The following is a 24,627-nucleotide window of genomic DNA, read 5'->3' on the forward strand; positions in this document are numbered from 1 at the left end:
TTCTTAAGGGTGCGTACTCTGGGCCGAGTTGGTCAAAGAGGGCCGTCTGTCACCCTACTAGTCTCGCGGGACGTACTGCCCGAACGGCGGCATCTCGTCCAGCGCGTCGGGGACGAAGAGCGTCTCCTCGCCAAACGCTCGGATAATCGACTGTCCGACCGGCCCGGTGAGAAACCCGACGTACGCCATCGAACCCATGTAGTTCACGTCGTGGAGCGCCGGATTCGACACGATGACGCCGTAGTCGTTTCGCAGAATCTCTGGGCCATCGCCGAGCGGCCCCTCGACGTACGCGACGAGAGTGTTCTCGTCCGCCATCACACTGAACGTCCCGCGGTCAACGAGCGTGTACGCGTCGCGGCGGCTCGCCTGTCTGAGCGTATCGCCCATCCCGTCACCGGTCGCCTGATACCACCTTTCGCCGGGAGATGCACTCGAACGCGCCCAGAGCGTCTGTTCTTTGAGGTGCGTTCCCGAGTCGTCGCCGCGCGAGAGAAAGAGTGACTTCGTTTCGGCGATTCGGCGGAACGCCGCTTCGGGGTCGTTACCGACCGACGCAACACCTGCTGGGTCGGACTCGGGGCCGACGACGAGGAAATCGTTGTGCATCAACTCGCGGCGATTGAGACCGTATCCGGCGCGAAGAAACTCGTCTTCTGACGTTCGCGCGTGGGCGATTACCACGTCGGCATCGCCGTTGGCGGCAGTTCTGAGCGCCGCACCTGTTCCCTGTACGAGTGTCTTGACTTGTATGCCGAGGCTATCGGAGAACGATGCGTTGAGTTCGTCGAGAAGGCCCGTGTCGTACGCCGTCGTCGCGGTTGCGAGTACGAGGTCCGAAAGTTCGGCGTCGAAAGACGGACTCGTGTCGGTTTCGAGAGTCCGACCGCCACCGCCACCACCGAGACACCCAGCGGTCCCGCCAACCCCCAGTGCGCTCATTGCTTGCACGTATCGACGCCGTCGCATTGGTCGGTATTCGAATCCGGTATCGTAAACTGTTCCGGTGGCGGTAGTCGAAAAGCGAAACTACATCTGGTTACGAATCGCGCTCGCGGTCTTGAGCGCGAGTGCGGCGATGGTGAGCGTCGGGTTCATCGCCCCGCCCGTCGGGAAGACGCTCGACCCCGCTATCCAGAGATTCGAGAGGTCGTGAGTCAGGCCGTCCGAGTCCACGACGCTCGATGCTGGATTCTCGCCCATTCGCGTCGTGCCCATGTGATGGAACGCCGGGCCGGTGTTGTCGGGACCGACGGTCCACTCGATATCGACGCTGAGTTCGTCCAGAATCTGTCGCTGAATCTCGTTGGCCCGCGAGAGCGCGTCTTTCGTCTCCGCATCGACCGACCAATGGACGTCCGGCACGGGGTCGCCGAGGTCGTCGGTCGTCTCGGTGTCGAGTGCGATGTAGTTGTCCTCGCGGGGGAGTTGCTCGACCAGCGCACCCATGGCGATGTGGCGACCGTAGTTCGCCTGCAACTCCCCGAGCAGTTCGTCACCCCACGTCTCTGCATTCAGGGCGTCTCCGACTGGCGATGGTCCGGCGTAGTTGAGAAATTCGAGTTTGATTCCATTCACGGGGTCGGTGTCGTCGTAGAACTGGTGGCACTCGCTGGTGTTGAAGCCGACGTGATTCTGTCGCGTGTCGCGGTCGAGACGACCCCCCATGCCTGCAAATAGGTGTTCCATGAAGAATTTCCCGACGACGCCCGAGGAGTTGGCGAGCCCATCTGGGAACTCGTCGGACGCCGAGAGCAAGAGCAAGCGAACGTTTTCGACGCCGCCGCAGGCGAGGACGAACTGGTCGGCGGACTGTCGATGGGTCGTCCCATCGGGCGTCGTGTACGCCGCAGCGACGATTTGCTGACCAGAATCGTCGTGTTCGAGGCGTCGGACACGTGCGCGGTCGAGTATCGTCGCTCCGGCGGCCTCGGCTTTCTCGATGTGTGATTCGGCAGTGTACTTCGCCCCCGACGGACAGACTGGTTTGCACGTCCCGAAGCCTTGGCACGACGCGCGGTTGTCGTAGGGTTCGGAGTTGCGGGCGTTCGGCACCGAGTGCATGTCGATACCCAGTCGCTCGCACGCCTCGGCGAAGATGGAATCACTGTGCGACGGCGGGAACGCGGGAAGTGGATAGGGCTCGTCTCGGGGGGGTGCGTAGGGGTTGTCTACCGCGCCTGCAACACCAAACTCGCGTTCGGCCTCCGCGTAGTACGGCTTGAGGTCAGAATACGAAAGCGGCCAATCGACGCCGACGCCGTGGCGTGACTGGAGTTCGAAATCGCGTTCGTGGAGGCGCATCACCATGCCCTGCCAGTGGAGGGTCGTCCCACCGATACCCTTCACGCGCGCCGCGTTGAGTGGGTAGAACGCCTCGCCGGACGAAGCGAATGCGTCGCGGGGGCCGCCCATCTCCCACGGGTTGCCGAGGCCGGGGCGAATGTGACGGTCCAACTGCACCTGTCTGGTCTCGTCGAATCGTCGCCCTGCCTCGAGAACGACGACATTCGCTCCCGCTTCAGCGAGTCGGTGGGCGACGATGCCACCGGCCGGTCCAGCGCCGACGATACACACGTCTGCGTCGCTGACGGGCGTCCTGTCGAGTTGTTCAGGCATCGTCCACCTCACCATCGCCTTCGCCACGCTCCATCGACGCTCGCTGATAGCTCTCGGTCCCGCCGCCGTAGCCGATTGGATTCTCGATGCCGACGAGTTCTCCACCGGTCGGCGACGAGTAGAAGGCGTAGAGAAGTTCGTTCACGACGTGGAATCGAATCCGTTCGGAGAGCGTGCCGTCGGGAACCGGGTCCGCAGTTTTCGTGCCGAGTTGCTGAAGGAGTGTCTCGCGCGTCTCGACATCCAAGTCAACAAACGGTGCGCCGTGCCAGTCGCGGGCGACAGCATCGAGTTCGGCGACAGTTTCAGTAAACCCCAATTCGCGCTTTTCGTCGCTCGCGCGCCCGACGACGTAGGTCTCGACGAACTCGCCGATGCCTTCGACTCCACTCGGGTAGACGACCTGGCCTGCGGCGACCATCGTTTCGACGACATCGACCGTCTGCGACCCGTCTGCGGCGTCCGCAGTCGGCGGGTCGTAGGTATCAACGATTGCCGCCCCGCCGCCAGCGATACCCAATCCGGCGAGGACAGCCAACGCATCTCGTCGCGTCAGTCGCATTCGAATCGAATTAGGTGAGACTAATCTTATGGCTTGTCGTCTGTCTCGCTCACGGTTGAAAGACGAATGAGAATCAGTCCCCGTACGTAGCCAAGGCTCTCATTAACTCTGCTTAAATCTCGAATCCCGGAGAACAAACACGGCTGTAGAGATAGACATTTGAGCAACTGCATACGTTTCAGGAAGCGTCATTCCCGCTGTCATCGCATACGGGAGACCGTGCGCGGTAGCGAGCGCAGCAAGCGTGATCTGCATTGTTGTGTCTTCAGAGACATTGCATGCGATGTAGCCTGTGAGGAGAGAATACCACTCAATTCTCTGAGAGAGTGAGACAATCCGACCCTGAGAGTCAATTTCGGGAACCTCTATTTCAGGGACATTGGTTTCACGTGCGTACTCAGTTAATAAATCTGAAACATCAGACAGGGAGTCTCTTGGTGTCCAGCGTTCGACATAGTTGTACTCAGACGATGGATGAGCATCAAAAGAACCCGGTTCGTCCGGATGAGCCCGAACATAAGACGTACTCAAATCAACAGCATGTTGGATCATTTCGTGGGATGCCAGCAATGAACCCCTACCCGTAGTTATGTGGAAGTCTTCGATATCTTGGCTTTGAATGTATTTGTCGAGTTCCTCAAATTCGGCTGAAGCAGTTGGCACAGTCAACTCTCCGACACGTTCGCATATATGCATTGGGGGGCGAATTCCACCTTTGAGAAGTTAGACGATAGTCTTCTGGTCGGTTGTGAGCCGAGACAGGTGGTCGTTTCAGTCCTGTCGCACGTCGTGTTCGAGGACGCCCACTCCCTCGATTTCGACTTCGACGTGGTCGCCGTCTTCGAGTGGGCCGACACCTTCGGGCGTGCCCGTCGAGATAACGTCGCCCGCTTCGAGCGTCATGTAGGTCGTAATCTCCTCGATGAGTTCCGGAATCGAGAAGATGAGATAGTCGATACTGGAGTCCTGTCGGGTCTCGCCGTTCACGCGAAGGGTGATGCGGGCGTCGTCCGAGAAGTGTTCAGGGTCGGCCACGACAGGACCGATTGGGGCCGCACCGTCGAACGCCTTGCCGCGAACCCAGTTCTTCTCGATATCTTGGTCGTCACGGTTCGAAACGTCGTTCAGGATGGTGTAGCCTGCGATGACTGATTCAGCGTCCTCGGCCGCGACGTTTCGGCACTGCTCGCCGATGACGACGCCCAGTTCGGCCTCGTGTTCGACGTTCTCTTTTCCTGCGGGGAGCGTGACGGTGCCGCCGTGGCTGGCGAGTGTGTTCGGCGGCTTCAGAAAGAGCATCGGGCGGTCTGGAACCTCCTCGTTGCGCTCTTCGGCGTGTTTAGCGTAGTTTCGACCGATACAGACGACTTTCGATGGCTCACACGGTGGGAGGATATCGACGTCGTCGAGGTCGTAGGTCTCGCCGCCGAACGAGACAGAATCGTCGTGCCATTCGCCGGTTCGAACTGCCCCTGCGGGGTCACGGAATCGAACGTGGTGCATGGGTTGGGTGTCGAAATGGAGTGTGATAGCCTTTTACACTCCATCGTTTTCCTCCGGTTTTCGAATCGAGGTTCACTCGCTCGTTTTCCGCCGATGCAACTACCAGTCCATCCACAAGTCGATGAGAACGAATAGACAGACGAGACCGAACGCGAAGGCGGCCGTCGGCGCGCCGATGGAGAAGTCGAACACCTGCGCGTAGAGAGCGATAACCGAGAGTGAAACGGCGTAGTAGAGTGCCCGAACGGCGAGCGACGGAGTCCGTGGTGCGGCACGTACAGTCGGGAGTGCGAGTAGTGCGCCTACTGTGAGCCCTCCTGCAACGAGTATCGACCCGAGCAGACCACCGCCACTCGAATCTACGAAGGCACCGACGAAGCAGGCGAGCCCCAACGTCGTGTTCAACACCGCGGCGCGCTGGACGAGGAACCCATATCCAGCGTCTCGTCCGAGTCCGAGACTGTTCTCTTCGATTCGCGTCCACGGCGTGCCGACCGAGACGACACCCAGCCGTGAGAGACCAATCGTCAGCGAGGCCGCTGTCAACGAGACGATGGCACTAGTACTCACCGCAACCGGTGTTCGAACCGCTTGAAAGACGACCCACAGACTGGGTAACGCGAGCAGGAGTTGTTGTCCGAGGCCGTAGTAGATGGTTGCATCGAGCCACACGTCGAGCCTTCCATGCCGCTCGTCGAAGCGCCGACGCTGGTTCGTATTTTTCCAGAACGGCTCGTCTCGTGATGACATGCTCTACACTACGTGACTGTACTTTGAAAAATTCCGGTGTGGGAAGCAGCCAACGAGTAACGAATCGTCGCGTCACGCTAGATGACTACGAATCGTACTTGACGAACAGGCCGAGTGAGGCCAGTACTCAGTCCGAAGACGAAGCAACCCAGTCGAGTTTCTGCGCGTAGTCTTCTAGACGATGAATCATGTTTGCTTCACTTTTAGTGAGTTCTGCGTTCCGGGCGTAGTCGATGATTCTCGCGACTTCTTGGAGCGTAACGATACTCAACGAGGTCAACGAAGACGTTCCACGTTCTTCGATGCCTAGCAATTTCGATTCGTCGTCGATACTTTGTTCGAAGAGGTGGTTCATCACACTGATTCGGTCGTCATCGACACGTTCGAACTCGAATGCCTGCCCGTCGGGAAAGAGAACGACTGCGGTAGTTTCGCCTTCGTGGAGGTATCGAAGTTTCTCGAGTACGTCCATCCAAAACGGAAGCTCGAGCGTGTCGATGTATCCCTTCTCTCCGGGTATCCACGTGTCCCCAGCACGAATTGCGACGCCGCGCCGAGGGTTGATGTGTCCTTCTTCGTCTGTGTCGTCCCACGGGGCCGATTGGACTCGTCTGATATCGAACTCGGCGTCGGGTAGCTTGTTCACGGTTCAGAGAGGAAGATGCGTAGCCTTCCGCCGTCGTAGATATCCACCTGGAGCGATGCCACCGGCGAGATGCCGTCCTTGCCGGGGTCGAAGTAATACTCGTCCGTGTGGTCTTCGACGGTCGCTCGAACGAGGTAGTCGTCTTCGATGTCGAAGACGTCCTCGACGACGATTGGGCCGTCGTCCCAACTGTTGAACGTCCTCTCAAAGACGACTTGGTCGCGGGCTACGTTGCTGACGGTGACGTCCAATTCGTAGGCCTCCACGGTGGTGTTTCTCACCCGCAACCTGTAGGAGGTTCTTTCGGCACACCCGCCGAGCATCCCCGTCGCCGCTGCGGTGACACTCACACAGAATGTGCGCCGCGTCATGTGAATGTTCTCTGTCACGAGCGAATCCGAGTTGGCAGTTCTGTCACTCGGTGATAAATTTTCTGACAGAGAGCGTCTCAAACCCGCAGACAGTGAAACCGGCCACACCGCCCCCTGCGAATACCTTTTTGTGTATTTCGCCAGTAATTACGGATGCTATGGAACTTACCTGGCACGGCCATTCCACGTGGTACGTAACGGTCGGAGACACCTCGCTTCTCATCGACCCGTTCTTCGACAATCCGTTTACGTCGCTCGACCCCAGCGACGTCGAGACACCGGATTACGTGTTGCTCACGCACGGCCACGCAGACCACATCGCCCACGCGGGCGAGTTCGAGGGTACCACCGTCGTCGGGACACCGGAACTCGTCGGCTACGTCGGCGAAGAGATGGGCGTCGAAGAGACGATTGGGATGAACATCGGTGGGACGGTCGAACTCGGCGATGCCTACGTGTCGATGGTTCGGGCGGACCACACGAACGGCATCAACACGGGCTACGAGTTCGAAGCGGGCGTGCCGGGCGGCTATATGATTAGCGACGCAAAGCCCACGCAGACGACCGACGAGGAGTCCACGACGTTCTATCACGCTGGTGACACCGGCCTGATGACCGACATGCGCGAGATTTTCGGCGCATACTACGAACCCGATGCGGCGGCGCTCCCAGTGGGTGACCACTACACGATGGGGCCGTGGCAAGCCGCCGTTGCGGCCGATTGGCTGGACGTAGACCACGTCTTCCCGATGCACTACAACACCTTCCCGGCCATCGAAATCGACATCCGTGACTTCGAGAAGGAAGTGAAGGCCGCCGGAAGCCACGCTGAGGTCCACATCCTCGACGGCGACGAGTCGTTCACGCTCGAATAGGCCTCCTATTCTGATTTTTCAGACCGATTTGCAACGTCGAGAGTGAGTACAATCTCGTAAGTACCAGTAATATTCACCGATGAAAATCGCGGTGCATCGCCGTGTTCAGTTTTCACGAGTTGCGCACGAGTGAACAAGATTTACGGCTATTCAATCCAACGCACAAAGTGAATGTCCGATATTCAGACCTCTACTGTCAGCGACGAAGGGTTCGAAAGCACGAGTCAGGTTGGCGACTTCAACCTCCAAATCGACGCACTCGGCGAGACCGGCCCGACCCCGAACGCGACGCTCGTCGCAACCTACGCTTCCTGTTTCCTCCCCGCATTCCGCGTCGGCGGCCAGAAGACGGGTAACGACGAACTCGGCAAGGTCCAAATCGACGCCGACGCCGAACTCGACGACTCTGACGACCTGACGGACATCGAGTTCAACATCTACGTCGAAGCAGACCTCTCGGACGACGAGTTCGCAGCAATCACGGACCTCGCAGAGGACATCTGCCACGTCCACGACGCGCTCAAAGAGGAACTGCTCGCAGACATCACCGTCGTCGGCGACGCGTTCTAAACGCGCTCTCACGCCCTTTTTAATAAGTAGCGACAGTCACAGAACGGCCGGACCGGTAGCGATGCGTCAGGGCATCTCTGTGCGACGCCGGTAGGCTCGAAGGCTCATCGCTTGGCCTTCCATGATGATGACCTCGCGGTCCTGCACCGGAGCATCGGTAGTTGCGTCGACTTGGTCGCGGAAATACGGACTGTTCGGCTCTTCCATACCTCTGCCTTTGTTCCGGGGTACAAAAAGGTTTGTCAGACATTGACAAACAAGATGTCACGACTCTTCGATGCTGGACGTACCACGGACGACAGCCTGTGGTACTACTCCACGAGCAGTGTTCGCAACTCCCCGAGTGAGTCGAGGACGTACGTTGGCGTGTATTCGCTGGCTTCGAGCGCTGCATCGTCGGTGACGCCCGTTTTCACGAGTGCAGTGTCCATGCCCGCGTCGATACCGAGTGCGATGTCTGTGTCGAGGCGGTCACCGACCACGAGAATCTCTTCAGGCGCGACGCCGAGTGTGTCGAGGATGATTCCCTGTGTAACTGGCGATGGCTTGCCGAGGATAGCATCCGGGTCGCGGTCGGCGATTCCTGCGACGGCGCGGATGATTGCACCCGACCCCGGAATGTCGCCCTCGTCGGTGGGGATGATGATGTCGGGGTCGGTCCCGTAGAACAGTGCCCCGTCTCGGAGTGCGAGGTGAGCATCGCGCAAGTCGTCGTAGTGGAAGTCCCGGTCGATGCCGACCACGACGATTTCGGGGTTCTCGGCGGCGGCAACGAGTTCTAATCCGGCGTCTCGGAGTTGGTCACAGAGACCGGATTCACCGAGACAGAACACCCGTTCGTCGGCGTGATTCGAGACGAGATACGACGTGGTGGCCGTCCCGGAGGTGACGATTTCACTCGCATCGACGTCGATTCCGGCGCGTTCCAGACGTTCTTCGTAGGCGGGCGGTGCCTTCACGGGGTTGTTCGAGACGAACAGTCTCTTTGCACCCACCTCAGCTATCGCCGCGAGCCCATCGTGTGCGCCGGGAATTGCTGTCTCTCCGCGAACGACTGTGCCATCGACGTCGAGAACGACCCCTCGGTACTGCATCGGTCGCCGGTACGGACGCGCTCGGATTGAACGTTCGCCTGTGAACAATTATGTTATTTGGTAACGTACACCACATATGGTGTCAACAGGGAGGAACTTGCTTAGCCGGGTTCGCCAACCCGCGACAGGCAACACCGCGATGGGTGTGTGTGGATTGGTGGTGGCGTTGGGTGCGCTCTTTTTTACGTACTCGCTGGTGTCGGCGATGGCCGTCACCGTTCCCCTACTCTCGACGACTGCAATCGTATTCATCGGGATTGGTCTGTGGCTCGTCGCGTGGGCAATTCTCGATATGATTGCGAGTCGAATCCGTGCATAAACGCCGGTATGCGCTCCATTTCGGCGGAATACCGAACTTCCGGCCGAGTCGTCGTGGAACCAAAGAACGATATGCGCTACGCTCTACTCATCAACCGTGACGAACACGCAGCTGACGCTCGTCCAAATAGATAACTACGGGCCGTGGACGGTAACGCCGGACCCACGGCGGGAGATGGACCTCCAGACGCTCCAGTCGAGACTCTTTGCCGACTTGGCACAGTTCGTCGGCTCACGAGACGGGTACGTCTTCTTTACCCGTTTCGACAACATGGTCGCGGTCACCAACGGCTTGGACCATCACGACCACGAACTGTTGCAAGAGTCGATTGCGAACCGCTACCCGGTGACGATTAGCCTCGGTATCGGTGCCGACCGAAACCCTGCTGTCGCACTCGAACGCGCGACCGACGTGGTCCAACGCGCCGGAAGCGCACAGGACGGCGACCGCCGAGAAGTCCTCGCGGGTGACTCGATTGCCGAGGCCGACCGCACTGATTCGGACGTGCAAATCGCCCACTTCGACGTGAACGACGCCACGGGCAAGTACACCGACCGCCTCAACGAGTTCGATACGTTCATTCACATCGAACAGGGCTACGCGTCGCTCATGCGCCACCTGCGCGAAGAACACGGCGCACTCTCGTTCTTCGTCGGCGGCGACAACATCATCTCGGTCACACCCGACCTCACCGAAGCGCAGTACCAAGCGGCTATCGAACACGTCGAAGCCGAAGCAGACGTCGAACTCAAAGTCGGCGTCGGCACCGCCTCGAACGCACACGAAGCAGGCTTCGCCGCCAAGCACGCACTCGAAGACTGCCGACACCTCGGAACGACTGTCGAATTCGCAAGCGAACCCGCAGAAATCGCAGACGACTAATCCATGCGCGGGCGGGCAGTCTACTTCGTCGGACCGGAACGCGTCGAAGTTCGTGACCGCGACGTACCCGAGCCTGACTCGAACGAAGTCCGCGTCAACACCCGCCTTTCGGCAGTCAGTTCTGGAACTGAACTGCTTATCTACCGCGGCGAAGCACCAACGTCGTTGAAGACCGACGAATCCATCGCCGCACTCGACGGCGACCTTTCGTTTCCACTTCGGTACGGCTACGCCGCAGTCGGCGAAATCGAGGCCGTCGGTGACGACATCTCGCCGTCGCTCGTCGGCACGCGCGTCTTCGCGTTCAATCCCCACGAGAGTCGATTTCTCGCCGAACCGCAGTCGCTCAGACACATCCCACAAGACGTAAGCGACGAACGCGCCGCGCTCTTGCCGACGATGGAGACGGCGGTCAACTTCGTCATGGACGGGAATCCACTCATCGGCGAGCGGGTGACCGTCTTCGGTCAGGGTGTGGTCGGGCTCGCAACGACGGCACTTCTCTCGAAGTTCCCACTGGAACACCTCACCGTCGTGGACCGAATCGCCGAGCGCCGCCAACTCGCCCTCGAATTCGGGGCAGACCGCGCGCTCGCCCCGACTGAACTGGCGGAGACGGAAGATATCGGACACTCCGACCTCACCTTCGAACTCTCGGGCAACCCGAGTGCGCTCGACGACGCCCTCGACGTGACGCGATACGATGGCCGCGTCATCGTCGGGTCGTGGTACGGCACGAAACCGGTGACGCTCGACCTCGGCGGTCGGTTCCATCGCTCGCGGATTCACGTCGAGAGTAGCCAAGTGAGTACTATCGAACCCGACCTACGGGGGCGCTGGGACACCGACCGCCGATTCGACCTCGCGTGGGACCACCTCCGTGACCTCCGACTCGACGCGCTGGTCACCCACCGCGTAGACGTGTCGAACGCCCCACAGGCCTACCAGTTACTCGAAGACGACCCTGACGAAGCCGTGCAAATCCTCTTTACCTACGGCAATAATTGAGGTGAATATGTATCGTGTGTCGGTTCGCAGAGATGTCATCGCACAGCACTATCTGACCGTTCCGAACCCCGGTCCAGAGGGGAAACTTCACTCGCACGCATTCACCGTCGAAGTCGAGCTCACTGGAGCAGAACTCAACGAATACGGTTATCTCGTGGATATCGACGACGTGAAAGCCGCACTCGACGCGACGCTCGAACGCTACCGCGATTCGACGATGAACGACCTGCCCGAGTTCGAAGGGAAGAATCCGAGCGTCGAACGCTTTGCACGCTTCGTCTGCGAGCGCTTCGGCGATGCCGCGACGCTCGACCAGACCGAGCGCGTGTCGGTTCGAATCTGGGAGGACGATACCGCGAGCGCGACCTACGAGACGACGGTCTAACGTGCACGTTGGCTTCGTCATCTACGGGCCGCTCGACACCCGCTCAGGTGGCTACCGCTACGATTTCGAACTGGTCCGCGGCCTCCGAGCCGCAGGCGACGACGTGACGATTATCTCGCTTCCTGAGCGCCCGTACCTGCATCGACTCCGAGACAACGTTGGGACGACGAAGCGCCTCCGCGAACTCGACGTCGATGTGTTGCTCCAAGACGAGTTGTGCCACCCGTCGCTCGCGTTCGTGAACTCGCGCGTCGAGAGCGACGTTCCAATCGTCTCGGTCGTCCACCACCTCATAGCGATGGAACAGCAGCACCCATGGCGACAACGCATCCGGAAAGAAATCGAGACTCGTTATTTGCGCTCTGTCGATGCGTTCGTGTTCAACAGCGAGACGACGAAAGCGACGGTCGAAGCCCGAACGTCGCCGACGCGGAGTGTGACCGCACTCCCTGCTGGTAACCGATTTTCAGACTACTGCGAACTACTCAGCGAATCAGATATCCAGGCGCGTGCCGCAGAGTCTCCGCTCCGAATCGTCACTGTGGGGAATCTCGAACCGCGGAAGAACGTCCACGGACTCGTTCGAGGACTCGCGCGTATCCCGGGCGACTGGGAGTTGACTGTCGTCGGCGCACCCGTGAATACACGCTACCAGCAGTTCCTCCGGACACTCGTCGCCGAACTCGGCGTTTCGGACCGCGTGACCTTCACTGGCCGCCTCTCGGATTCCGACCTCGCCGAGACACTCACCCGGTCGCACCTCTTCGCGCAACCCTCGCAGTACGAAGGCTTCGGTATCGCCGCACTGGAGGCGATGGGATTCGGCCTTCCGGCGCTCGTCTCGACCAACGGCGGCGCACAGGAACTCGTCACCCATCGTGTCGATGGCTTTCTCGTCGACCCAGCCGACCCTTCCGAAATCACGGACTTCGTGGCTCCGCTGTGTCAAAATAGAGCGCGACTCGTCGCGTTGTCACTCGCGGCGCGAGACCGGTTTTTAGAACACAATTCGTGGGACGAGACGGCGAACGTAGTTCGAGAGTTCTTGTGTGAGTTGGTGGAGTGAGTGTCAAGTTGGTCGAGTCGGTCGAGTCGGTCGAGTGGGTCGGGTAAGTTTTGACAGACCGAAGGTCGTTATCTGTCGTTTCGGACCCACTCTTGCAGCGTGAATCGGTCGTATGCTTCTTCTGATTCGAGCTCCCACTCGCTTTCGTCCCACTCCGGATAGAACGTGTCTCCTTCGTACTCTCCCGGTACTCTGCTGAGCGCCATCCGGTCGATGTGAGGTTGGAAGAGCGAGTAAATTCCAGCACCACCGATGACGTAGGCCGTGTCCGCCCCGAGTGACTCTGCGATTTCGACTGCCTCTTCGACGCTTCGAGCGTGGTGGGCGGTGTCCACCTCAAAATTCTGCTCGCTTCGACTGAGGACGATTTGGGCGCTTCCCGGTAGGTCGTCGAGCATCGACTCGAACGTCTTTCGCCCGAGAATCACCGGATGGGCTTTGATTCGGTCTCGATACTGTCGCTTGTCCTCGGGGATGCTCGGCCACGGAAGTTCACCGTCGATTCCGATGACGTGATTGTCGGCGAGAGCGGCGACAGAGACGAGTTGCATTAGTGAGGTGTTGGTGAGTGTGTGGAAAACCGTTGTGACGTCTCTCTGATTTCGCTTGGTGATGGTCGCATACAGTAAAAACGGAATCTGGGGACGTGGTGCCGTTCAGGTCGATGCAGCGTCGCAGTTCCATCCGGGGTCGTGACCAGTTTGGCTGATGAGGTCAGACCGACACGCCGGGCAATAGTCTGGCGTGTCCGATTTGTTTCGCGGGACGAAGACGCCCCCACCGCACTCGACGCACGCATCAGTGACGATGGTCGTGCAATCCGCACAGATATTGAAGTCGTCAACTGTGAGGTCGCGCAGCGCTTCGAGTTGTTTGTCCAAGATGTACTCGTCGATAACCGCCTGACAACTTTGGCACGGCTTCATAACGATACGACGTGTTCTATGGTAACGTTGCACATATACTTGTCGCCACGAAATTATTCGACACAAGAGTTTCTGGTCCAAGAATAGCCGTCGCTCGCTGTTGTTAGTGCAGACGGGGTAGGTTAGTCAGCATTTGGCTCACGTGGTAACCCACGCGAGTCGAAAGGTGCATCCCAACCGTGCCGTCTGCATGTGTCTCACTGCTTTGGGTTGAAAAGGCCTCCGATGCCCTGGTTTGGCTGTCGTTGGGTTGCCAGAACAGATGACCAAACTTGGCTCACTTCTCACTCGGCGTACCGGCTGATGTACTCGGATAGCGTCTGTATATCGGGATGCTCCGAGAGAGAAGGGTTGAGATTACAGATTGTTTCTACATACTCTCTGGTCACCGAACTAATTCCGATATCCAGGCGTTCTTTCTGACTACCTGAGCGGAATCTGCAGGAATACGCTTTGCGGGGTCACGAACACCACCGATAGTGTGACAACCAGTAATCGTCATCGATTCACTATCAATCGGTTCGAACACGAGTCACATCGGCCCATCGTAGAATTCGACTACCTGCTTTTCGTCTCGAATGATGCTTGGAAGTGCCTCAAACTGGCCGATGAGGTTCCCCGTCATATAGTCCCCAGCGCCAGTCTCGGCGCTCCCTAACACATAGTTTCCTTCCACTTCGATGGCCATCGCTGTCAGGGGGTTCGAATCCCCTTTTTCAACGACTTGCCTTCGGAAACGGCCGGTGAATCGAATCTGGATATGAATTGCTTGAGTTACGTTGGTCATGTTATCGGTCGAAGTGCGAGACTCGCGTTCTGTATTCGGCACGGGTTCTACAGGGTATCTAATGGGATTTGAACCTCACTCGCAACGCTTCGCGTTGCTCGCTGGTTCAAACCCTCCGTCGGGCATTTTACACAGAACCCACGCCGTCCGCAACGCGACGAGACGCGTTGCTCGGTGGGTGAGTTTGAGAGAAGAATGGGGACGGAGGGCACTCTCTTTGGAACCTAAAGCGGCATTCTGGCCCCTGAGTCGCCAGAATTCGCGCACCCCCTCAGTCATGGTTCTGAATGTCGAGGGATGCGCTCAGTTCACTACGCCGCTTCAGAAACCGCTCGTGTTCATCCGCCTTGTCGTAGTACCGGCGGATGGTCGAGGGCGAAGCGTTGACTCTCTCAGCAACAAGTTCAATCGGAATCTTGCGGTCGAGTTGCCACGTAATCGACCCGGTACGAATCGCGTGCGGTGACCGCGACGAAGGGCACTTACTCGCCCCGTTCCGAGTCGTGTACTCACACGAGAACCGCTCTCGCCCGTGTGGGCACTCTCTGTAGAGACACGGTTGGTTCCCGAGGTACGACCACGCCCTTAACGTCGATTTGGACGGTCGCCCCTGCCGACAGGAGAACAGCGGTTCGCGTCCGTACTCGTCGCGCTTGTCCGAACGCTCCCGAGCGATGTACGTGTCCAACGCGTCCACGACAGCCTGCGGCACGCCGACCACGCGCTCGCCGTCGGTCTTATTCTTCAACGGCGTTCCCGTCGCCGGTTGGTGACGGAACTCGAGTGAACGCTCTTCCTGGTCGAAATCGCTCAGGTCGAGCGCGCGTATTCCCCCCATTCGAGCACCCGTGTGCCATGCCACTTCGAGGAACGCATGATGTGCAGTTCCGAACAATCGGCGAGAATCACGATACTTCGAGAGCAGGCCGAGGGCGTCCTCGGCTGCCAACTTCTCGTCGCTGGTCTGCTGGTCTTTCGTCAGCTTCGGAACCTCGATCTTCTCGAGCAGGTCCGGGTCAGCCGCCTCGATGCGCTGGCAGTACTTCACGAGTTGTCGCAGCGCGACAATCGATCCCTTGACTGTCGCCGGAGACACGCCCTGACCCTCGCGGTGAGTCTGATACTCATCTACGAGCCAGCCGTTCAGATCGGCCATCGACTCCACGTTTTCTGACTCGCACCAGTGAACGAACGTCGTCAGCCGGTTCTTGTAGGACCGAACCGTCGCTGGCGTCTGCGATTGCGCACGCCGAGCGAGAAATCTGTCACGTGCCTCTCGTGGCGACAGGTCGCGCATCTCGGCGTTCATTGCTGAACCTCCAGCTCGAGGTCGTCGTCAGAAGCAGTCTGCAGTACGACTTCCTCGCGCGAAAGTAACTCGCCGCTCACCTTATCCTTCAGTTCATAGAACTTGGCGTCAACGTCTTTCGCGGACGCGCATCGCTGGCACCAGAAGTGGTCGCTCGCCGCTTCCCAGGTTCTGTGTTCACGGGGACACGTGAACCGCCAGCGATCCGTCCGGTTCTCTACTCGAATAACCTGCGTATTCGACATCACAATTGGGCGGCCACCCGCCTTGTTATAATACACATGCTCGCACGCATGGTGGAAGTGAAAGTGAACGAATTGGGCCGACGTACCCCCGAAATCGGGCATTTTTGCGAGTGAAACTAAACGGTCTTTTGGTGGCTGTACTGACGCTCGAGCGCGGGGTTCAATACCGCACGGAATTGAATCGAACATGGCTTTCGTGGTAGTGCACGGAAGCCCACGCGGACCTGCTGTTCCAGCAGCGAGGTCCGTTTCTGAGGAACCTATCGGAGAGCGATAGGTCCACGAAGGTGCTTCCGTACTCCCTGTCCACACCCTACCCATTTAGTTGTTGTTCAACAACTGGTTGTTGATAAACACCGAATTTCGTCAGAATAATATAAAAGATACCTCCACGTTGGTTTCCAAAATGGCAGGTCGGAAGCCGACCGTTACCGACGAAGAAATCCTATCTATCTTCGAGTCTCACAAAGATCCGTTTCTCTCTACTGCTGAAGTTGCTGAAGAACTTGATTTCTCCCAACAGGGGACTATAAAGAGATTACAGGCGCTCGAGAGTGAGGGCCATCTTCGCAATAAGAATGCTGGTGGAAGCCTAATTTGGTGGCTGTCTTCGGAACAATAGACTTTTACTTCAAATCTGACTCTGCATCAGATTCGCCCGTGTCGTCGTAATTTTCTTCTCGTAACAATTCTCGGCCCTTTTTTCGAATTGAGACAACCTCTTGATCTTTGTTGAGGTCTAAATATCCGATATGGTCCATTCTAAGACACCGTTGTCTTACTCTCTCTGGGTCTCTGAGCAATATTGTCTCTAATTTAGATAGGGATATTTGCCCACCCTTTGAGTCGATTACGTCTAAAATGCTCAATTGCAGTAATTGGGTGTCAGTGTCTAGACCACCAAATCCAATATCGAAGCCATCGCTCCCTGACTCAATTTCGCCAACTTCTACTGATTCGTACGCTTCCTCAATTTTCGATTCAAGTATACCCAATACACTTTCAGCGGTAGCCTTGACGTTGGCTTCTTCATTAGAATTGAGTTCGCCCCACGGAGAATGCGCTAATTTGTTTCGTAGAGATGCCATCGACTGGAGATACCCATGTTCGACTTCATCGATTACGTCAAAGAGGTGGGCCAGTCGAATTCGATCTGTATGTCCCATCCCCTCAATTAGACTCATTTCGTTGTTCGAGAGAGGTTCCTCTTTCAAATCTTGAAACGCAAGTTGGGATTGAAACTCTAAGTATGCCTCAAAGAAGGCACTCTGTCGGATAATTAGTGGCTTGAATTGACCAGCATCAGCTAGCTTGTTTTGCGCCTCAACTTCACTTTCCACGAGTGTAAATAACCCCATCTGCACCATCTGCTCCTCGGCAAGCCTAATGATGGGTGCCGCACGTCCAAAGTCTTCTTTCCACTCTTTTGGAGGGTTTGAGACTACAATCGCAGGTCCTTCTCTTGGTTCATCGGGGTCAATCTCTCGGCCATTTTCGGACATATTCTTGGCCAATTCATCGACATCTGTCCTGTAGAATTTCTTAATAGCGTCAAACGAAGCAAACTCCTTTTCGACCCGGTCCCACCACTGGTCCATAGGGAAATTCAAAGTAAAACCTGAGTCTTGATACGTCACTTCAATCTCAAAGACTCGATCTTCCGTACCATCAGACATAATTTGAGATTGGATACATGATGCATGACATTTTCGACGCTGAGATCTAACCGGATGGATTTCCCCCTCTTTATCAACCAACGTATGCACGGGGGGTCGGTTTGCGTGGATTTTGAGTCAAAGAATGCTCCTCTTTTTTTACGCTGGATAGTATACGACCGAGGTACTTCCCCCAACCAGTCTGGACTGATTCGAATCTATGCACATTGACTGGTGTCGTTGGTAGTCTATGTGCATACATCGAGGATTGTGTATACATTCACGCTCGACCCCGGGGTGTTTGACCTAAACAAGCTTGAGGGACTACCTGAGTGAGTCTTGAACGACAGAATTAGTGGTAGGACAGCGAACTCCTGAGAACGTTTACTCAGAGATTGTCACTTCCACTGTTTCGGAGTCAGCGACTTCCCCATCTCGGACGAATTTAATCGTGAGTTGGTGGTCCCCTGGAGTGACTGTGAGATCCGGATATAGATATTCAGTCGTGCTTGCGCCTGGTTTGATTTTTGATTCGAACGAGAGTGATTCGGTCGAGCTCACGCCGTCGATTTCGTACCGAACCGAATCGTACACCAGCATCGAATCCCCGGTGTTCTGGACCTCGAGTCTCAAGCCAGACAAGTCAGAGGTGTCGCTGTCGTAGTTCCCGAAGGCGGTCACGTCCACACTGTTGATTTGAGCGTCTGGGCCGCCGAACTCTTGACTACTGCTCGCCGTGACAGGATTTCCAGCACTGGTCAATTCGAGAGTCACCGTCTCCTTGCCACCATCGCTGATGAACAGCGCAGAGCTAGCACCCCAGCCGGCGTCCACGATTTCGTACTCTTCGGTCGCACCACCAGCGAGCGATTGACTAGTCGAACCTCCCTTCACTTCTTGACCGTTGACCATCAGGCTCGCCGAGAAATCGGTGGCAACGTCACCGTTGTTCGACACGGTGAATTTCGCACTGGTAAGCCGCCCATTCTCCCAGACCGGAGTGAACGAATCGACGCTGAGACTCGCTGAGGCAACCTCACGAGTAAACTCATGAGTCGTGAACCCAGATGGGGAGTTCGCAATCGCCTGTAGCTGGATTTCTCCCGACGTCTTTGGTTCGTAGATCGTTCCACTGTAATGCGTAATCTCGTATTGGACGCTATGTCCGGGTGAAATAGACTCGTTGTACGTCGAGGCCAGTACCTCGTCACCACTCTGTATACCCGCCCAAGCCGTAGCCGTGAGGTCACCCTGGTTTTCGACAGTTACCCATGCGGATTCCAGCGATCCACCGTCCCAGACGGGTGCGATATCCGTGATTGCTAAGTCTGGTCCCTCGAACGTCTTCGTGAACGAACTGGAGAGTTCATCCGCGGACGTAGTGACCGAGACCGACCCGCGGACCTCACCAGCCGAGTCGATCGAGACTTCTCCGTAGGAGGGGGTGATCGAGAAGGTCTCGGCCTCACCGGGCATGACCCAGACGTAAGGGCTTGACTGCATTTCCGAGCCACGAGCACTGACAACCGCCTCAGAAATCTGTACAGGGAGGTCGCCGTCGTTGCTCACCGTCACGCTGACCCGCTGGAGTGTGTCCCCTGACCACGTTGCTTCCGTAGTCGTAATCGTTGGTGACGCGCCTTCGTAGGAGACGGTTTTTTTCGACTTTGTCTCACCACCCTTCTGGAGGATAACCGTGTAATTGCCCGGACGAGGGTCAGCGAGACTGAATGCCGCCACTTCTTGATCCGGCTCCAGCTTCGTCTCTTGGATTACTTGGCCAGACGGTCCCTCAAGGAGAGCGTCCGAATAGTCGTCAACACTATAGTTGAACGCCAGGAGCGGTCGGTCGTCGTACTCTTCAAGCCGAACATCGGATACGGCCGGTCCACTGTCTAAGCCTGTCGCGTCAAGCGCCGCTGTGCAACCCGCAAGGGGTGCGAGAATGAGGAGGGCGGAAAATGCGACTGCGAGTCGTCTGGTATCTGCATCCGCTTGCATTGATAATACCAACTCTCGGAGTGGGTATCTTGAATCTGTGGAAGAAAGTTCACATTTCTAACTTCAAATTATCTCAAGGGAGAATCCTCGTTCGCATCCACAGTAATATTTCACAGACTTACACCGATAACGGGACAGAGTAACTCTAAAACGAATGCGGTGCTATGCGAACTGACATATGTGTCTAATTTGTTGCTTGATACATGCCGCCGAACGCCACCAAAGACTGGCTTTCTCTCCTCTCTCGCGAAGCCGATGAGCGAGGTGTCTACTTAGACACCGACATCGACGGGCGAATCTTCCATTTCCATCTGGGCGACGATCCCGGTATCATCGGGAAAGTACGCTACTCTGAAGAAAAAAAGCGGAATTTCGTAAACGAACAAGGGCTCACGCACATCTGGCATCGGTATAACCGCGAAAAACAACTGATCCAAGACGGATCTGAGCGGAAGGTCGTCAATATCACGCTCGACGTGTGGAGCAAAGACGAATTCAATCAAGATGAACACCACTTCATCTTCCTAACCGAGCAGATGATCGACCAGGATACCTACTCCCAAGGTGATCAGAAGATCTTCATCACAGGGGACGGCCAGTACACGGGTCCACTCTCTAAGTACGTCAACGACTGGGACGCGATTTTTGAATACGCTACGAACGGTTCCCCTGAGCCTTCTCGACAATCCACTCAGACCGACCTCAAGGATAGTACATCAGATACCGAATTTGCTCCGGAAGACACGTCAGGCAGAGTGATCAACAGCCAGCGAGAGATCGTCCAGGTCAGTCAGAAATTCAAGGATGCAGCCTATGACCGATTCGACCACCAGTGTGTTTTGACTGGCATCGAAGCTTCCGAGCTGCTCACGGTGAGTCACGTCTTGGGCCGTGCAGAGCACAGCGAACTCGCCGAAGATATAGGAAACGTGCTCATTCTCGACTGGACACACCACATGGCGCTCGACGCTGGTCTCTGGACGTTCGATGAATCTGGACGGATCTGGGTGAAACCAGGCTTCGAGACGAGTAGCCCGTATCTCGAAGACTCTCTGGTCAGCCGCCACGGGGAGAAAGTTGCGGCCCTCACCAAGGTCAACGACGATTACATCGAACAGCGAAATCAGGAACTTGAGTGGTGGCCACCACGATAATAGTCTGATTCTGTATAGACGGTTAGATTACTGCAGCAGCGGTGATTTGGCGCCCTGTTTTCTCATCCGCTGAACCTCCTGGCCAACGAGACCTTGTACCAGCTCGGTCTCTCCCAACGGAGTGATGGGGCCGTCTTCCGGCACTGGTCGAACGACATACACCTCTTTTCCAAGTCGCTGGACGTGCATGGTCTTCTCTTCTCGGCCTTCCTCGTCTGCGGAGATGACGCCGTCGAGGACGAGATCGTCGCGGTCGAGTGCAACAAGCGGAGTGCCGTCGTGGTTTCGGAGTTTTCGGAATACCATTGCTGACACCCCATCGGCCACCCAATCCTACTTAGTTCTATCTCTGATGTGACTCGTTACGAATACGGGCCGTGGTCGCTCTTGAATATTGAATCAACAGACAGCGTACACTTCTGGAAACCACCACCACCAGACACACCCCGGGCGGCGTATACTTACTTACAATATGGTGCGATATGGCGGGGTTTTCGTGGTGGTCGACCCCCGTCAAATTTAGATCCGGTTTGATTTCACTTTCCGTTCAAGAAGTCCAATAATTCATCAGACAATTTTGTACCAGGATATAGATTTTCTGTACAATTCACTTGCCGCCTCTGAGAGTAGCCATTATCAGTGACCACACTTTCATTTGATGTAATTACAATTGCGCTTATACTGTCAGAATTGGATAATTGGCCGATGATTCGTTGATCTAAACGCTCGAGTAGGGTTACCTCGTTCCCCTTATGGTCGATCGTTTTGTGTTCCTGCATTTCTTTGATTTTTGGCAAAGGAACATCAACAAGAATCACACTTGGCTCATGGCCTGTCAATTTCTTCCGAGCTTTTTTGATTGGCTCCATTATCCAGTTAACGTAGTCGATTTGTTCAGAACATCTGACTCCTAACATGTACGCATTGGCGATGCTAACTTTTCCATCCTGGCTCACCTTTAATTGGGCTTCCGCATGCCCGTAGGAGTGTCCTGGCTGAACTTCGTAGTTTAAGTGGCCGAATAGATCAATGCTCTGTGTGAGATCAACATACGGCTGAACAGCTTTCGCCCACTCAGGCCGAATAGTTGTCTCTCTCATTCCATTGAAGTAGTCTACGAGCTCAACTTCGAGATCTGACCCTTTGACACTGGCCACTCCAATTTTCTTTTTATCTACGAGCGAACTAGCCACATTAACTATCGGCCCAACATCATCTCTTGTGAGTAGTCTTTGGCCCCGGATTTCAAGAGCAAGACTATCTTCGTCTATTTGTACTGAATCGTATAGTTGGTCGAGAATCTCTTTAATTGCCCACTCTTGTTCGCGCTCTGGCTCTGGTTTTGGTCTTTTCCGCTTACATTCTAACCAGACTTCTGAATCATCATCTTCCAGTATTACATCTGGGCCTTCTTGTTGTTGCTCATCCACCAACTTTGGATTGAATCCAGACTCTTCAAGGCTAGATGCGATTTCAAGTTCAAATACAGTGTCCCAGTAATCCTCCTCCTTCCACAACCGCTCAACGAATACGTCTTCGAAATCTAAGTCCACTCTGGTTCCATCTGGTTTCACTATTGATGTATCCTCGAGTCCAGAGAGGGCTTTACCTATGGTGATTGTATCTTGGACTTGATTGTTGAATTTCAGTCTATCTGTGCGGAAGAATTCGTTAATTGCTTCCCTTGTATTGTATATTTGAACCAAAATCGGATGCTCAGTCCCCAGTTGATGTGATGAAGTTCTCTGAGGGCGTTCCCCGCCTGAATTTGATTGCCGAGATTTAGCGTACTGATCATAGTCTTCGGAGAATCCGTCTATTGACTCCATCATTTCTGACAGGCGAATTTCGTACCCAAGTACGTCAATTGGGTCTCCAACTTTATCCATACCAGAACAGTATCTCCTGTGGACATAATATGGCATGCTAATGCACAGGCATTTGCAGCCTTTCGCGTGCATCAACTGGAACTGCGGAGGCGGAGGGTTATTTTTTGAAAGTTGTGACGTTAGTCACACTCCCTAAGGGGGCTGTCCCACCGGACGAAACAGCACCCGCTCGATCTCCTCGAGCGCGACCGCTCAGGGATAATCGAGACTCCACGAGAAATCGAGGTCAGGACGGAAAAGACGGAGTAGTATATAAAAAGAAGAGACGACTGAGAGTGTTGCCACTCAGCAAGCAGGCGGCTACAGGTGCTTGTGGACGACGGTGTTCTGCATCGGACCATACGCCTGTTCGTAGGTGACGATTGCATTCAGGAATCGTCGAGAATCGAGACCAGCGTCACACCATGCGCTGTATCCTTCCTCAAGTACGTCAGGCAGGTATTCGCCTGTCGAAGCGGAGTTCTTCGACTGGGTCAACACAGTCCGAATACGAATCCGCACACGCTTGTCTCGGTCATCCATCCCTGCAACGACTTCAGCACCGTAACGGTTCAGCCAGTTCTGCAGGGCACGCCCAGACCGCTCCAGGTCGCGCGGGTCAACCGAGAGGACGTTCTCGATCCGTGCGGCCACTGAGTCCACTACGTCATCCGCAATGGACACCAGTTCACGAACCTCCTGGGCAATCTTCGACGAGACCCACTGAACGACTCCACCGTCGTTGTCGAGCAACCCCGAGAGACGGTTGAGGACACGGTAAATCGTCGTGGACGACCACCCTGTTTCGTCCTCGAGTTCACCGACAGGCGTGCCACCGTCAGTCAACGCGAGGTGCTTCAGGATGTCTCGATCCGAATCCTGCAGCCGTGAGAACGTCCGCATGATCACCGACTCCTGGCTGGCTTCGATCTGCGGCGTCGGGTCATCCCACAGCGCAATCGTCCGGTTGGACTCGTCTGCCGAGAAGTGGTCGTCAGGGACGAACCACATTCCCGATCGGGTCGGGATGTCGGCCCAGGTCAGCACGTTCAACAATTTCTCTTCCAGGTCGCCAACGAGGTCGTGACGATTGCTCCACGCGACCGCCTGGTCTCTGTTCAGATTCTTCTTGTAGAGCGCACCGAGTTTCGGGTGGTACAGCGGATCCCCGTTCGAGTTCTCGCGCACGTACTGTGGGTGGTAGTGTTTGAGCTGCAGTCCTCGAGGACGGTGCTGACTGTTCGAGAAGAGTTCAGCAATCGCGTTCCGATCGAGACGGATTTGATGGTTGTAACCGACCACGTCCTCGTTGTTGGAGTCGTAGACGACGTGTGACCCCTCGATATCCGCGCAGAGCATGAACAGACGCATGAACACGCCGTCGCGCCGGACCAGTTTCCGAGCCTGTTCACGGTCGATACGCAGATATCGCTCGTGCTGCGTAATCGTCGAGAACCGATGTGGCTCTTCCGTGAAGTATCGACGTGACCAGTCGAAGCCGACTTTCTCGCAGACTCGCCGCATGAGCCACTTGAAGACGTGTGGTATCTCGTCTAACTCGAGGTTGACGACGTTCTGTAGTTTGACGTTCGTTGCAGGACCGAGAGCCGCAGGGACACTGTCAGGGCGGTTCTCGTCGGACCACGCCAGTCGAGGTTGAACACACACGGGGAGCTTCCGCTCACCTTCTCCGTAGGCGTTGATGTCGTACTCGAGAAGTGAACTCACTGTATCTGCTTTCGTCGGTTCGAGGCCCGACTGGTGGAAGCCCATCGAGACGTGCCACGTCTCAGTTCCTTCATCCTCGAAGCGAGGAACCTCTACCTCGAGTTTCGACAGACCACCGTCGATGTGGTTGTAGAGCTGGCGGACTGCCCAGTACGGCGAAGCACCGAACTCAGAGTACAGTAGGTTTCCGCGGGTTTCGTGAGGCGCACTGGCGACGTGGCTCACTGCCGGTCACCTCTCTCAGCGAGGTCGCGCCCGCACTGATCACAGCGATAGAGGCAACCACTCTCGTGACTGCATGACG

General features: G+C 56.3%; 29 protein-coding genes. 9 read left to right on the forward strand and 20 right to left on the reverse strand.

All coding sequences use genetic code 11. The features are described from left to right. Positions 1–57: 57 nt before the first annotated feature. From ACK509_RS02355 to ACK509_RS02390, 8 genes are all read right to left on the reverse strand, one after another. Positions 58–969, reverse strand: a complete 912-nt coding sequence (locus ACK509_RS02355) for a substrate-binding domain-containing protein (protein ID WP_410764895.1) — start codon at positions 967–969, stop codon at positions 58–60. Positions 970–1,029: 60 nt separating this feature from the next. Then, positions 1,030–2,619, reverse strand: a complete 1,590-nt coding sequence (locus tag ACK509_RS02360) for a GMC family oxidoreductase (protein WP_410764896.1) — start codon at positions 2,617–2,619, stop codon at positions 1,030–1,032. Then, positions 2,612–3,181 carry a gluconate 2-dehydrogenase subunit 3 family protein gene (locus ACK509_RS02365; protein ID WP_410764897.1) on the reverse strand — a complete coding sequence of 190 codons (570 nt, stop codon included), beginning with the start codon at positions 3,179–3,181 and terminating at the stop codon, positions 2,612–2,614. Before ACK509_RS02365 ends, ACK509_RS02360 begins: the two co-directional genes overlap by 8 nt. A 102-nt stretch (positions 3,182–3,283) precedes the next feature. After that, positions 3,284–3,844, reverse strand: coding sequence for a hypothetical protein (locus ACK509_RS02370; protein ID WP_410764898.1), 561 nt, complete (start codon positions 3,842–3,844; stop codon positions 3,284–3,286). Positions 3,845–3,952: 108 nt separating this feature from the next. Next, positions 3,953–4,684: a fumarylacetoacetate hydrolase family protein gene (locus ACK509_RS02375; protein ID WP_410764899.1), complete on the reverse strand. Its 732-nt coding sequence runs from the start codon at positions 4,682–4,684 to the stop codon at positions 3,953–3,955. Between the two features lie 99 nt (positions 4,685–4,783). Beyond that, entirely contained in the window at positions 4,784–5,434 is a 651-nt protein-coding gene (locus ACK509_RS02380; protein ID WP_410764900.1) for a hypothetical protein, read from the reverse strand. Positions 5,435–5,561: 127 nt separating this feature from the next. Continuing rightward, the gene (locus ACK509_RS02385; protein WP_410764901.1) at positions 5,562–6,080 is read right to left on the reverse strand and encodes a hypothetical protein; all 519 of its coding nucleotides are present in this window, start codon (positions 6,078–6,080) and stop codon (positions 5,562–5,564) included. Next, positions 6,077–6,451, reverse strand: coding sequence for a hypothetical protein (locus ACK509_RS02390; protein ID WP_410764902.1), 375 nt, complete (start codon positions 6,449–6,451; stop codon positions 6,077–6,079). The genes ACK509_RS02385 and ACK509_RS02390 overlap by 4 nt, the downstream gene beginning before the upstream one ends. A 158-nt stretch (positions 6,452–6,609) precedes the next feature. On the opposite strand from ACK509_RS02390, the gene ACK509_RS02395 reads away from it, so the two are divergent. Next, a complete protein-coding gene (locus ACK509_RS02395; RefSeq protein WP_410764903.1) occupies positions 6,610–7,326 on the forward strand; it encodes a metal-dependent hydrolase in 717 nt (238 codons plus the stop codon). 171 nt (positions 7,327–7,497) lie between these two features. Then, positions 7,498–7,896, forward strand: a complete 399-nt coding sequence (locus tag ACK509_RS02400) for an OsmC family protein (protein WP_410764904.1) — start codon at positions 7,498–7,500, stop codon at positions 7,894–7,896. A 66-nt stretch (positions 7,897–7,962) separates the two neighbouring features. On the opposite strand, the gene ACK509_RS02405 is transcribed toward ACK509_RS02400, so the two are convergent. Further along, a complete protein-coding gene (locus ACK509_RS02405; protein WP_410764905.1) occupies positions 7,963–8,103 on the reverse strand; it encodes a hypothetical protein in 141 nt (46 codons plus the stop codon). A gap of 104 nt (positions 8,104–8,207) precedes the next feature. Then, positions 8,208–8,990 (reverse strand): HAD-IIA family hydrolase, encoded by a 783-nt coding sequence (locus ACK509_RS02410; protein WP_410764906.1) that lies wholly within the window; start codon positions 8,988–8,990, stop codon positions 8,208–8,210. A 76-nt stretch (positions 8,991–9,066) separates the two neighbouring features. On the opposite strand from ACK509_RS02410, the gene ACK509_RS02415 reads away from it, so the two are divergent. The 5 genes from ACK509_RS02415 (at position 9,067) to ACK509_RS02435 (ending at position 12,650) form a co-directional block, all read left to right on the forward strand. After that, positions 9,067–9,309 carry a hypothetical protein gene (locus ACK509_RS02415; protein ID WP_410764907.1) on the forward strand — a complete coding sequence of 81 codons (243 nt, stop codon included), beginning with the start codon at positions 9,067–9,069 and terminating at the stop codon, positions 9,307–9,309. Positions 9,310–9,405: 96 nt separating this feature from the next. Next, a complete protein-coding gene (locus ACK509_RS02420; protein ID WP_410764908.1) occupies positions 9,406–10,191 on the forward strand; it encodes a GTP cyclohydrolase III in 786 nt (261 codons plus the stop codon). 3 nt (positions 10,192–10,194) lie between these two features. Then, positions 10,195–11,199, forward strand: coding sequence for a zinc-dependent alcohol dehydrogenase (locus ACK509_RS02425; RefSeq protein ID WP_410764909.1), 1,005 nt, complete (start codon positions 10,195–10,197; stop codon positions 11,197–11,199). A gap of 7 nt (positions 11,200–11,206) precedes the next feature. Next, positions 11,207–11,584, forward strand: a complete 378-nt coding sequence (locus tag ACK509_RS02430) for a 6-pyruvoyl trahydropterin synthase family protein (protein ID WP_410764910.1) — start codon at positions 11,207–11,209, stop codon at positions 11,582–11,584. A gap of 1 nt (position 11,585) precedes the next feature. Continuing rightward, on the forward strand, positions 11,586–12,650 hold the full coding sequence (locus ACK509_RS02435) for a glycosyltransferase family 4 protein (RefSeq protein WP_410764911.1): 1,065 nt from the start codon (positions 11,586–11,588) through the stop codon (positions 12,648–12,650). Between the two features lie 68 nt (positions 12,651–12,718). On the opposite strand, the gene ACK509_RS02440 is transcribed toward ACK509_RS02435, so the two are convergent. The 5 genes from ACK509_RS02440 to ACK509_RS02460 form a co-directional block, all read right to left on the reverse strand. Then, positions 12,719–13,201 (reverse strand): dihydrofolate reductase, encoded by a 483-nt coding sequence (locus ACK509_RS02440; protein WP_410764912.1) that lies wholly within the window; start codon positions 13,199–13,201, stop codon positions 12,719–12,721. Positions 13,202–13,306: 105 nt separating this feature from the next. Beyond that, positions 13,307–13,576 (reverse strand): hypothetical protein, encoded by a 270-nt coding sequence (locus ACK509_RS02445; protein ID WP_410764913.1) that lies wholly within the window; start codon positions 13,574–13,576, stop codon positions 13,307–13,309. A gap of 532 nt (positions 13,577–14,108) precedes the next feature. Continuing rightward, complete coding sequence (locus ACK509_RS02450; protein WP_410764914.1) at positions 14,109–14,363, reverse strand: hypothetical protein; 255 nt, start codon at positions 14,361–14,363, stop codon at positions 14,109–14,111. 271 nt (positions 14,364–14,634) lie between these two features. Further along, positions 14,635–15,672 (reverse strand): tyrosine-type recombinase/integrase, encoded by a 1,038-nt coding sequence (locus ACK509_RS02455; protein WP_410764915.1) that lies wholly within the window; start codon positions 15,670–15,672, stop codon positions 14,635–14,637. Continuing rightward, entirely contained in the window at positions 15,669–15,917 is a 249-nt protein-coding gene (locus ACK509_RS02460; RefSeq protein WP_410764916.1) for a hypothetical protein, read from the reverse strand. The genes ACK509_RS02455 and ACK509_RS02460 overlap by 4 nt, the downstream gene beginning before the upstream one ends. Positions 15,918–16,323: 406 nt before the next feature. Here ACK509_RS02460 and ACK509_RS02465 point away from each other — a divergent pair, with 406 nt between their 5' ends. Beyond that, positions 16,324–16,539 carry a winged helix-turn-helix transcriptional regulator gene (locus ACK509_RS02465; protein ID WP_410764917.1) on the forward strand — a complete coding sequence of 72 codons (216 nt, stop codon included), beginning with the start codon at positions 16,324–16,326 and terminating at the stop codon, positions 16,537–16,539. Positions 16,540–16,543: 4 nt separating this feature from the next. Here the strand turns inward: ACK509_RS02465 and ACK509_RS02470 are convergent, their stop codons facing one another. Together ACK509_RS02470 and ACK509_RS02475 are read right to left on the reverse strand one after the other, a co-directional pair. Next, entirely contained in the window at positions 16,544–17,593 is a 1,050-nt protein-coding gene (locus ACK509_RS02470; RefSeq protein ID WP_410764918.1) for a hypothetical protein, read from the reverse strand. A gap of 363 nt (positions 17,594–17,956) precedes the next feature. After that, complete coding sequence (locus tag ACK509_RS02475) at positions 17,957–19,573, reverse strand: hypothetical protein (RefSeq protein WP_410764919.1); 1,617 nt, start codon at positions 19,571–19,573, stop codon at positions 17,957–17,959. Between the two features lie 203 nt (positions 19,574–19,776). Between ACK509_RS02475 and ACK509_RS02480 the strand changes: the two genes are divergently transcribed. Next, entirely contained in the window at positions 19,777–20,727 is a 951-nt protein-coding gene (locus tag ACK509_RS02480) for an HNH endonuclease signature motif containing protein (RefSeq protein WP_410764920.1), read from the forward strand. Positions 20,728–20,754: 27 nt separating this feature from the next. Here the strand turns inward: ACK509_RS02480 and ACK509_RS02485 are convergent, their stop codons facing one another. The 3 genes from ACK509_RS02485 to ACK509_RS02495 form a co-directional block, all read right to left on the reverse strand. Continuing rightward, on the reverse strand, positions 20,755–21,033 hold the full coding sequence (locus ACK509_RS02485) for a hypothetical protein (RefSeq protein WP_410764921.1): 279 nt from the start codon (positions 21,031–21,033) through the stop codon (positions 20,755–20,757). 230 nt (positions 21,034–21,263) lie between these two features. After that, positions 21,264–22,616 (reverse strand): hypothetical protein, encoded by a 1,353-nt coding sequence (locus tag ACK509_RS02490; protein WP_410764922.1) that lies wholly within the window; start codon positions 22,614–22,616, stop codon positions 21,264–21,266. Between the two features lie 300 nt (positions 22,617–22,916). After that, on the reverse strand, positions 22,917–24,548 hold the full coding sequence (locus ACK509_RS02495; protein WP_410764923.1) for a helix-turn-helix transcriptional regulator: 1,632 nt from the start codon (positions 24,546–24,548) through the stop codon (positions 22,917–22,919). Positions 24,549–24,627 lie beyond the last annotated feature (79 nt).

The sequence above is a fragment of the Haloferax sp. DFSO60 genome (genome assembly GCF_046557615.1).
Taxonomy (GTDB): Archaea; Halobacteriota; Halobacteria; order Halobacteriales; family Haloferacaceae; genus Haloferax.

What these genes read in the sequence shown, in the direction of transcription:
- ACK509_RS02480 (WP_410764920.1), top strand. Translation starts at nt 19,777, where the DNA reads ATGCCGCCGAACGCCACCAAAGACTGGCTTTCTCTCCTCTCTCGCGAA.
- ACK509_RS02490 (WP_410764922.1), bottom strand. Translation starts at nt 22,616, where the DNA reads ATGGATAAAGTTGGAGACCCAATTGACGTACTTGGGTACGAAATTCGC.
- ACK509_RS02390 (WP_410764902.1), bottom strand. Translation starts at nt 6,451, where the DNA reads ATGACGCGGCGCACATTCTGTGTGAGTGTCACCGCAGCGGCGACGGGG.
- ACK509_RS02365 (WP_410764897.1), bottom strand. Translation starts at nt 3,181, where the DNA reads ATGCGACTGACGCGACGAGATGCGTTGGCTGTCCTCGCCGGATTGGGT.
- ACK509_RS02470 (WP_410764918.1), bottom strand. Translation starts at nt 17,593, where the DNA reads ATGTCTGATGGTACGGAAGATCGAGTCTTTGAGATTGAAGTGACGTAT.
- ACK509_RS02460 (WP_410764916.1), bottom strand. Translation starts at nt 15,917, where the DNA reads ATGTCGAATACGCAGGTTATTCGAGTAGAGAACCGGACGGATCGCTGG.
- ACK509_RS02360 (WP_410764896.1), bottom strand. Translation starts at nt 2,619, where the DNA reads ATGCCTGAACAACTCGACAGGACGCCCGTCAGCGACGCAGACGTGTGT.
- ACK509_RS02395 (WP_410764903.1), top strand. Translation starts at nt 6,610, where the DNA reads ATGGAACTTACCTGGCACGGCCATTCCACGTGGTACGTAACGGTCGGA.
- ACK509_RS02400 (WP_410764904.1), top strand. Translation starts at nt 7,498, where the DNA reads ATGTCCGATATTCAGACCTCTACTGTCAGCGACGAAGGGTTCGAAAGC.
- ACK509_RS02445 (WP_410764913.1), bottom strand. Translation starts at nt 13,576, where the DNA reads ATGAAGCCGTGCCAAAGTTGTCAGGCGGTTATCGACGAGTACATCTTG.
- ACK509_RS02430 (WP_410764910.1), top strand. Translation starts at nt 11,207, where the DNA reads ATGTATCGTGTGTCGGTTCGCAGAGATGTCATCGCACAGCACTATCTG.
- ACK509_RS02410 (WP_410764906.1), bottom strand. Translation starts at nt 8,990, where the DNA reads ATGCAGTACCGAGGGGTCGTTCTCGACGTCGATGGCACAGTCGTTCGC.
- ACK509_RS02425 (WP_410764909.1), top strand. Translation starts at nt 10,195, where the DNA reads ATGCGCGGGCGGGCAGTCTACTTCGTCGGACCGGAACGCGTCGAAGTT.
- ACK509_RS02415 (WP_410764907.1), top strand. Translation starts at nt 9,067, where the DNA reads ATGGTGTCAACAGGGAGGAACTTGCTTAGCCGGGTTCGCCAACCCGCG.
- ACK509_RS02355 (WP_410764895.1), bottom strand. Translation starts at nt 969, where the DNA reads ATGCGACGGCGTCGATACGTGCAAGCAATGAGCGCACTGGGGGTTGGC.
- ACK509_RS02455 (WP_410764915.1), bottom strand. Translation starts at nt 15,672, where the DNA reads ATGAACGCCGAGATGCGCGACCTGTCGCCACGAGAGGCACGTGACAGA.
- ACK509_RS02380 (WP_410764900.1), bottom strand. Translation starts at nt 5,434, where the DNA reads ATGTCATCACGAGACGAGCCGTTCTGGAAAAATACGAACCAGCGTCGG.
- ACK509_RS02375 (WP_410764899.1), bottom strand. Translation starts at nt 4,684, where the DNA reads ATGCACCACGTTCGATTCCGTGACCCCGCAGGGGCAGTTCGAACCGGC.
- ACK509_RS02465 (WP_410764917.1), top strand. Translation starts at nt 16,324, where the DNA reads ATGGCAGGTCGGAAGCCGACCGTTACCGACGAAGAAATCCTATCTATC.
- ACK509_RS02440 (WP_410764912.1), bottom strand. Translation starts at nt 13,201, where the DNA reads ATGCAACTCGTCTCTGTCGCCGCTCTCGCCGACAATCACGTCATCGGA.
- ACK509_RS02405 (WP_410764905.1), bottom strand. Translation starts at nt 8,103, where the DNA reads ATGGAAGAGCCGAACAGTCCGTATTTCCGCGACCAAGTCGACGCAACT.
- ACK509_RS02475 (WP_410764919.1), bottom strand. Translation starts at nt 19,573, where the DNA reads ATGCAAGCGGATGCAGATACCAGACGACTCGCAGTCGCATTTTCCGCC.
- ACK509_RS02485 (WP_410764921.1), bottom strand. Translation starts at nt 21,033, where the DNA reads ATGGTATTCCGAAAACTCCGAAACCACGACGGCACTCCGCTTGTTGCA.
- ACK509_RS02450 (WP_410764914.1), bottom strand. Translation starts at nt 14,363, where the DNA reads ATGACCAACGTAACTCAAGCAATTCATATCCAGATTCGATTCACCGGC.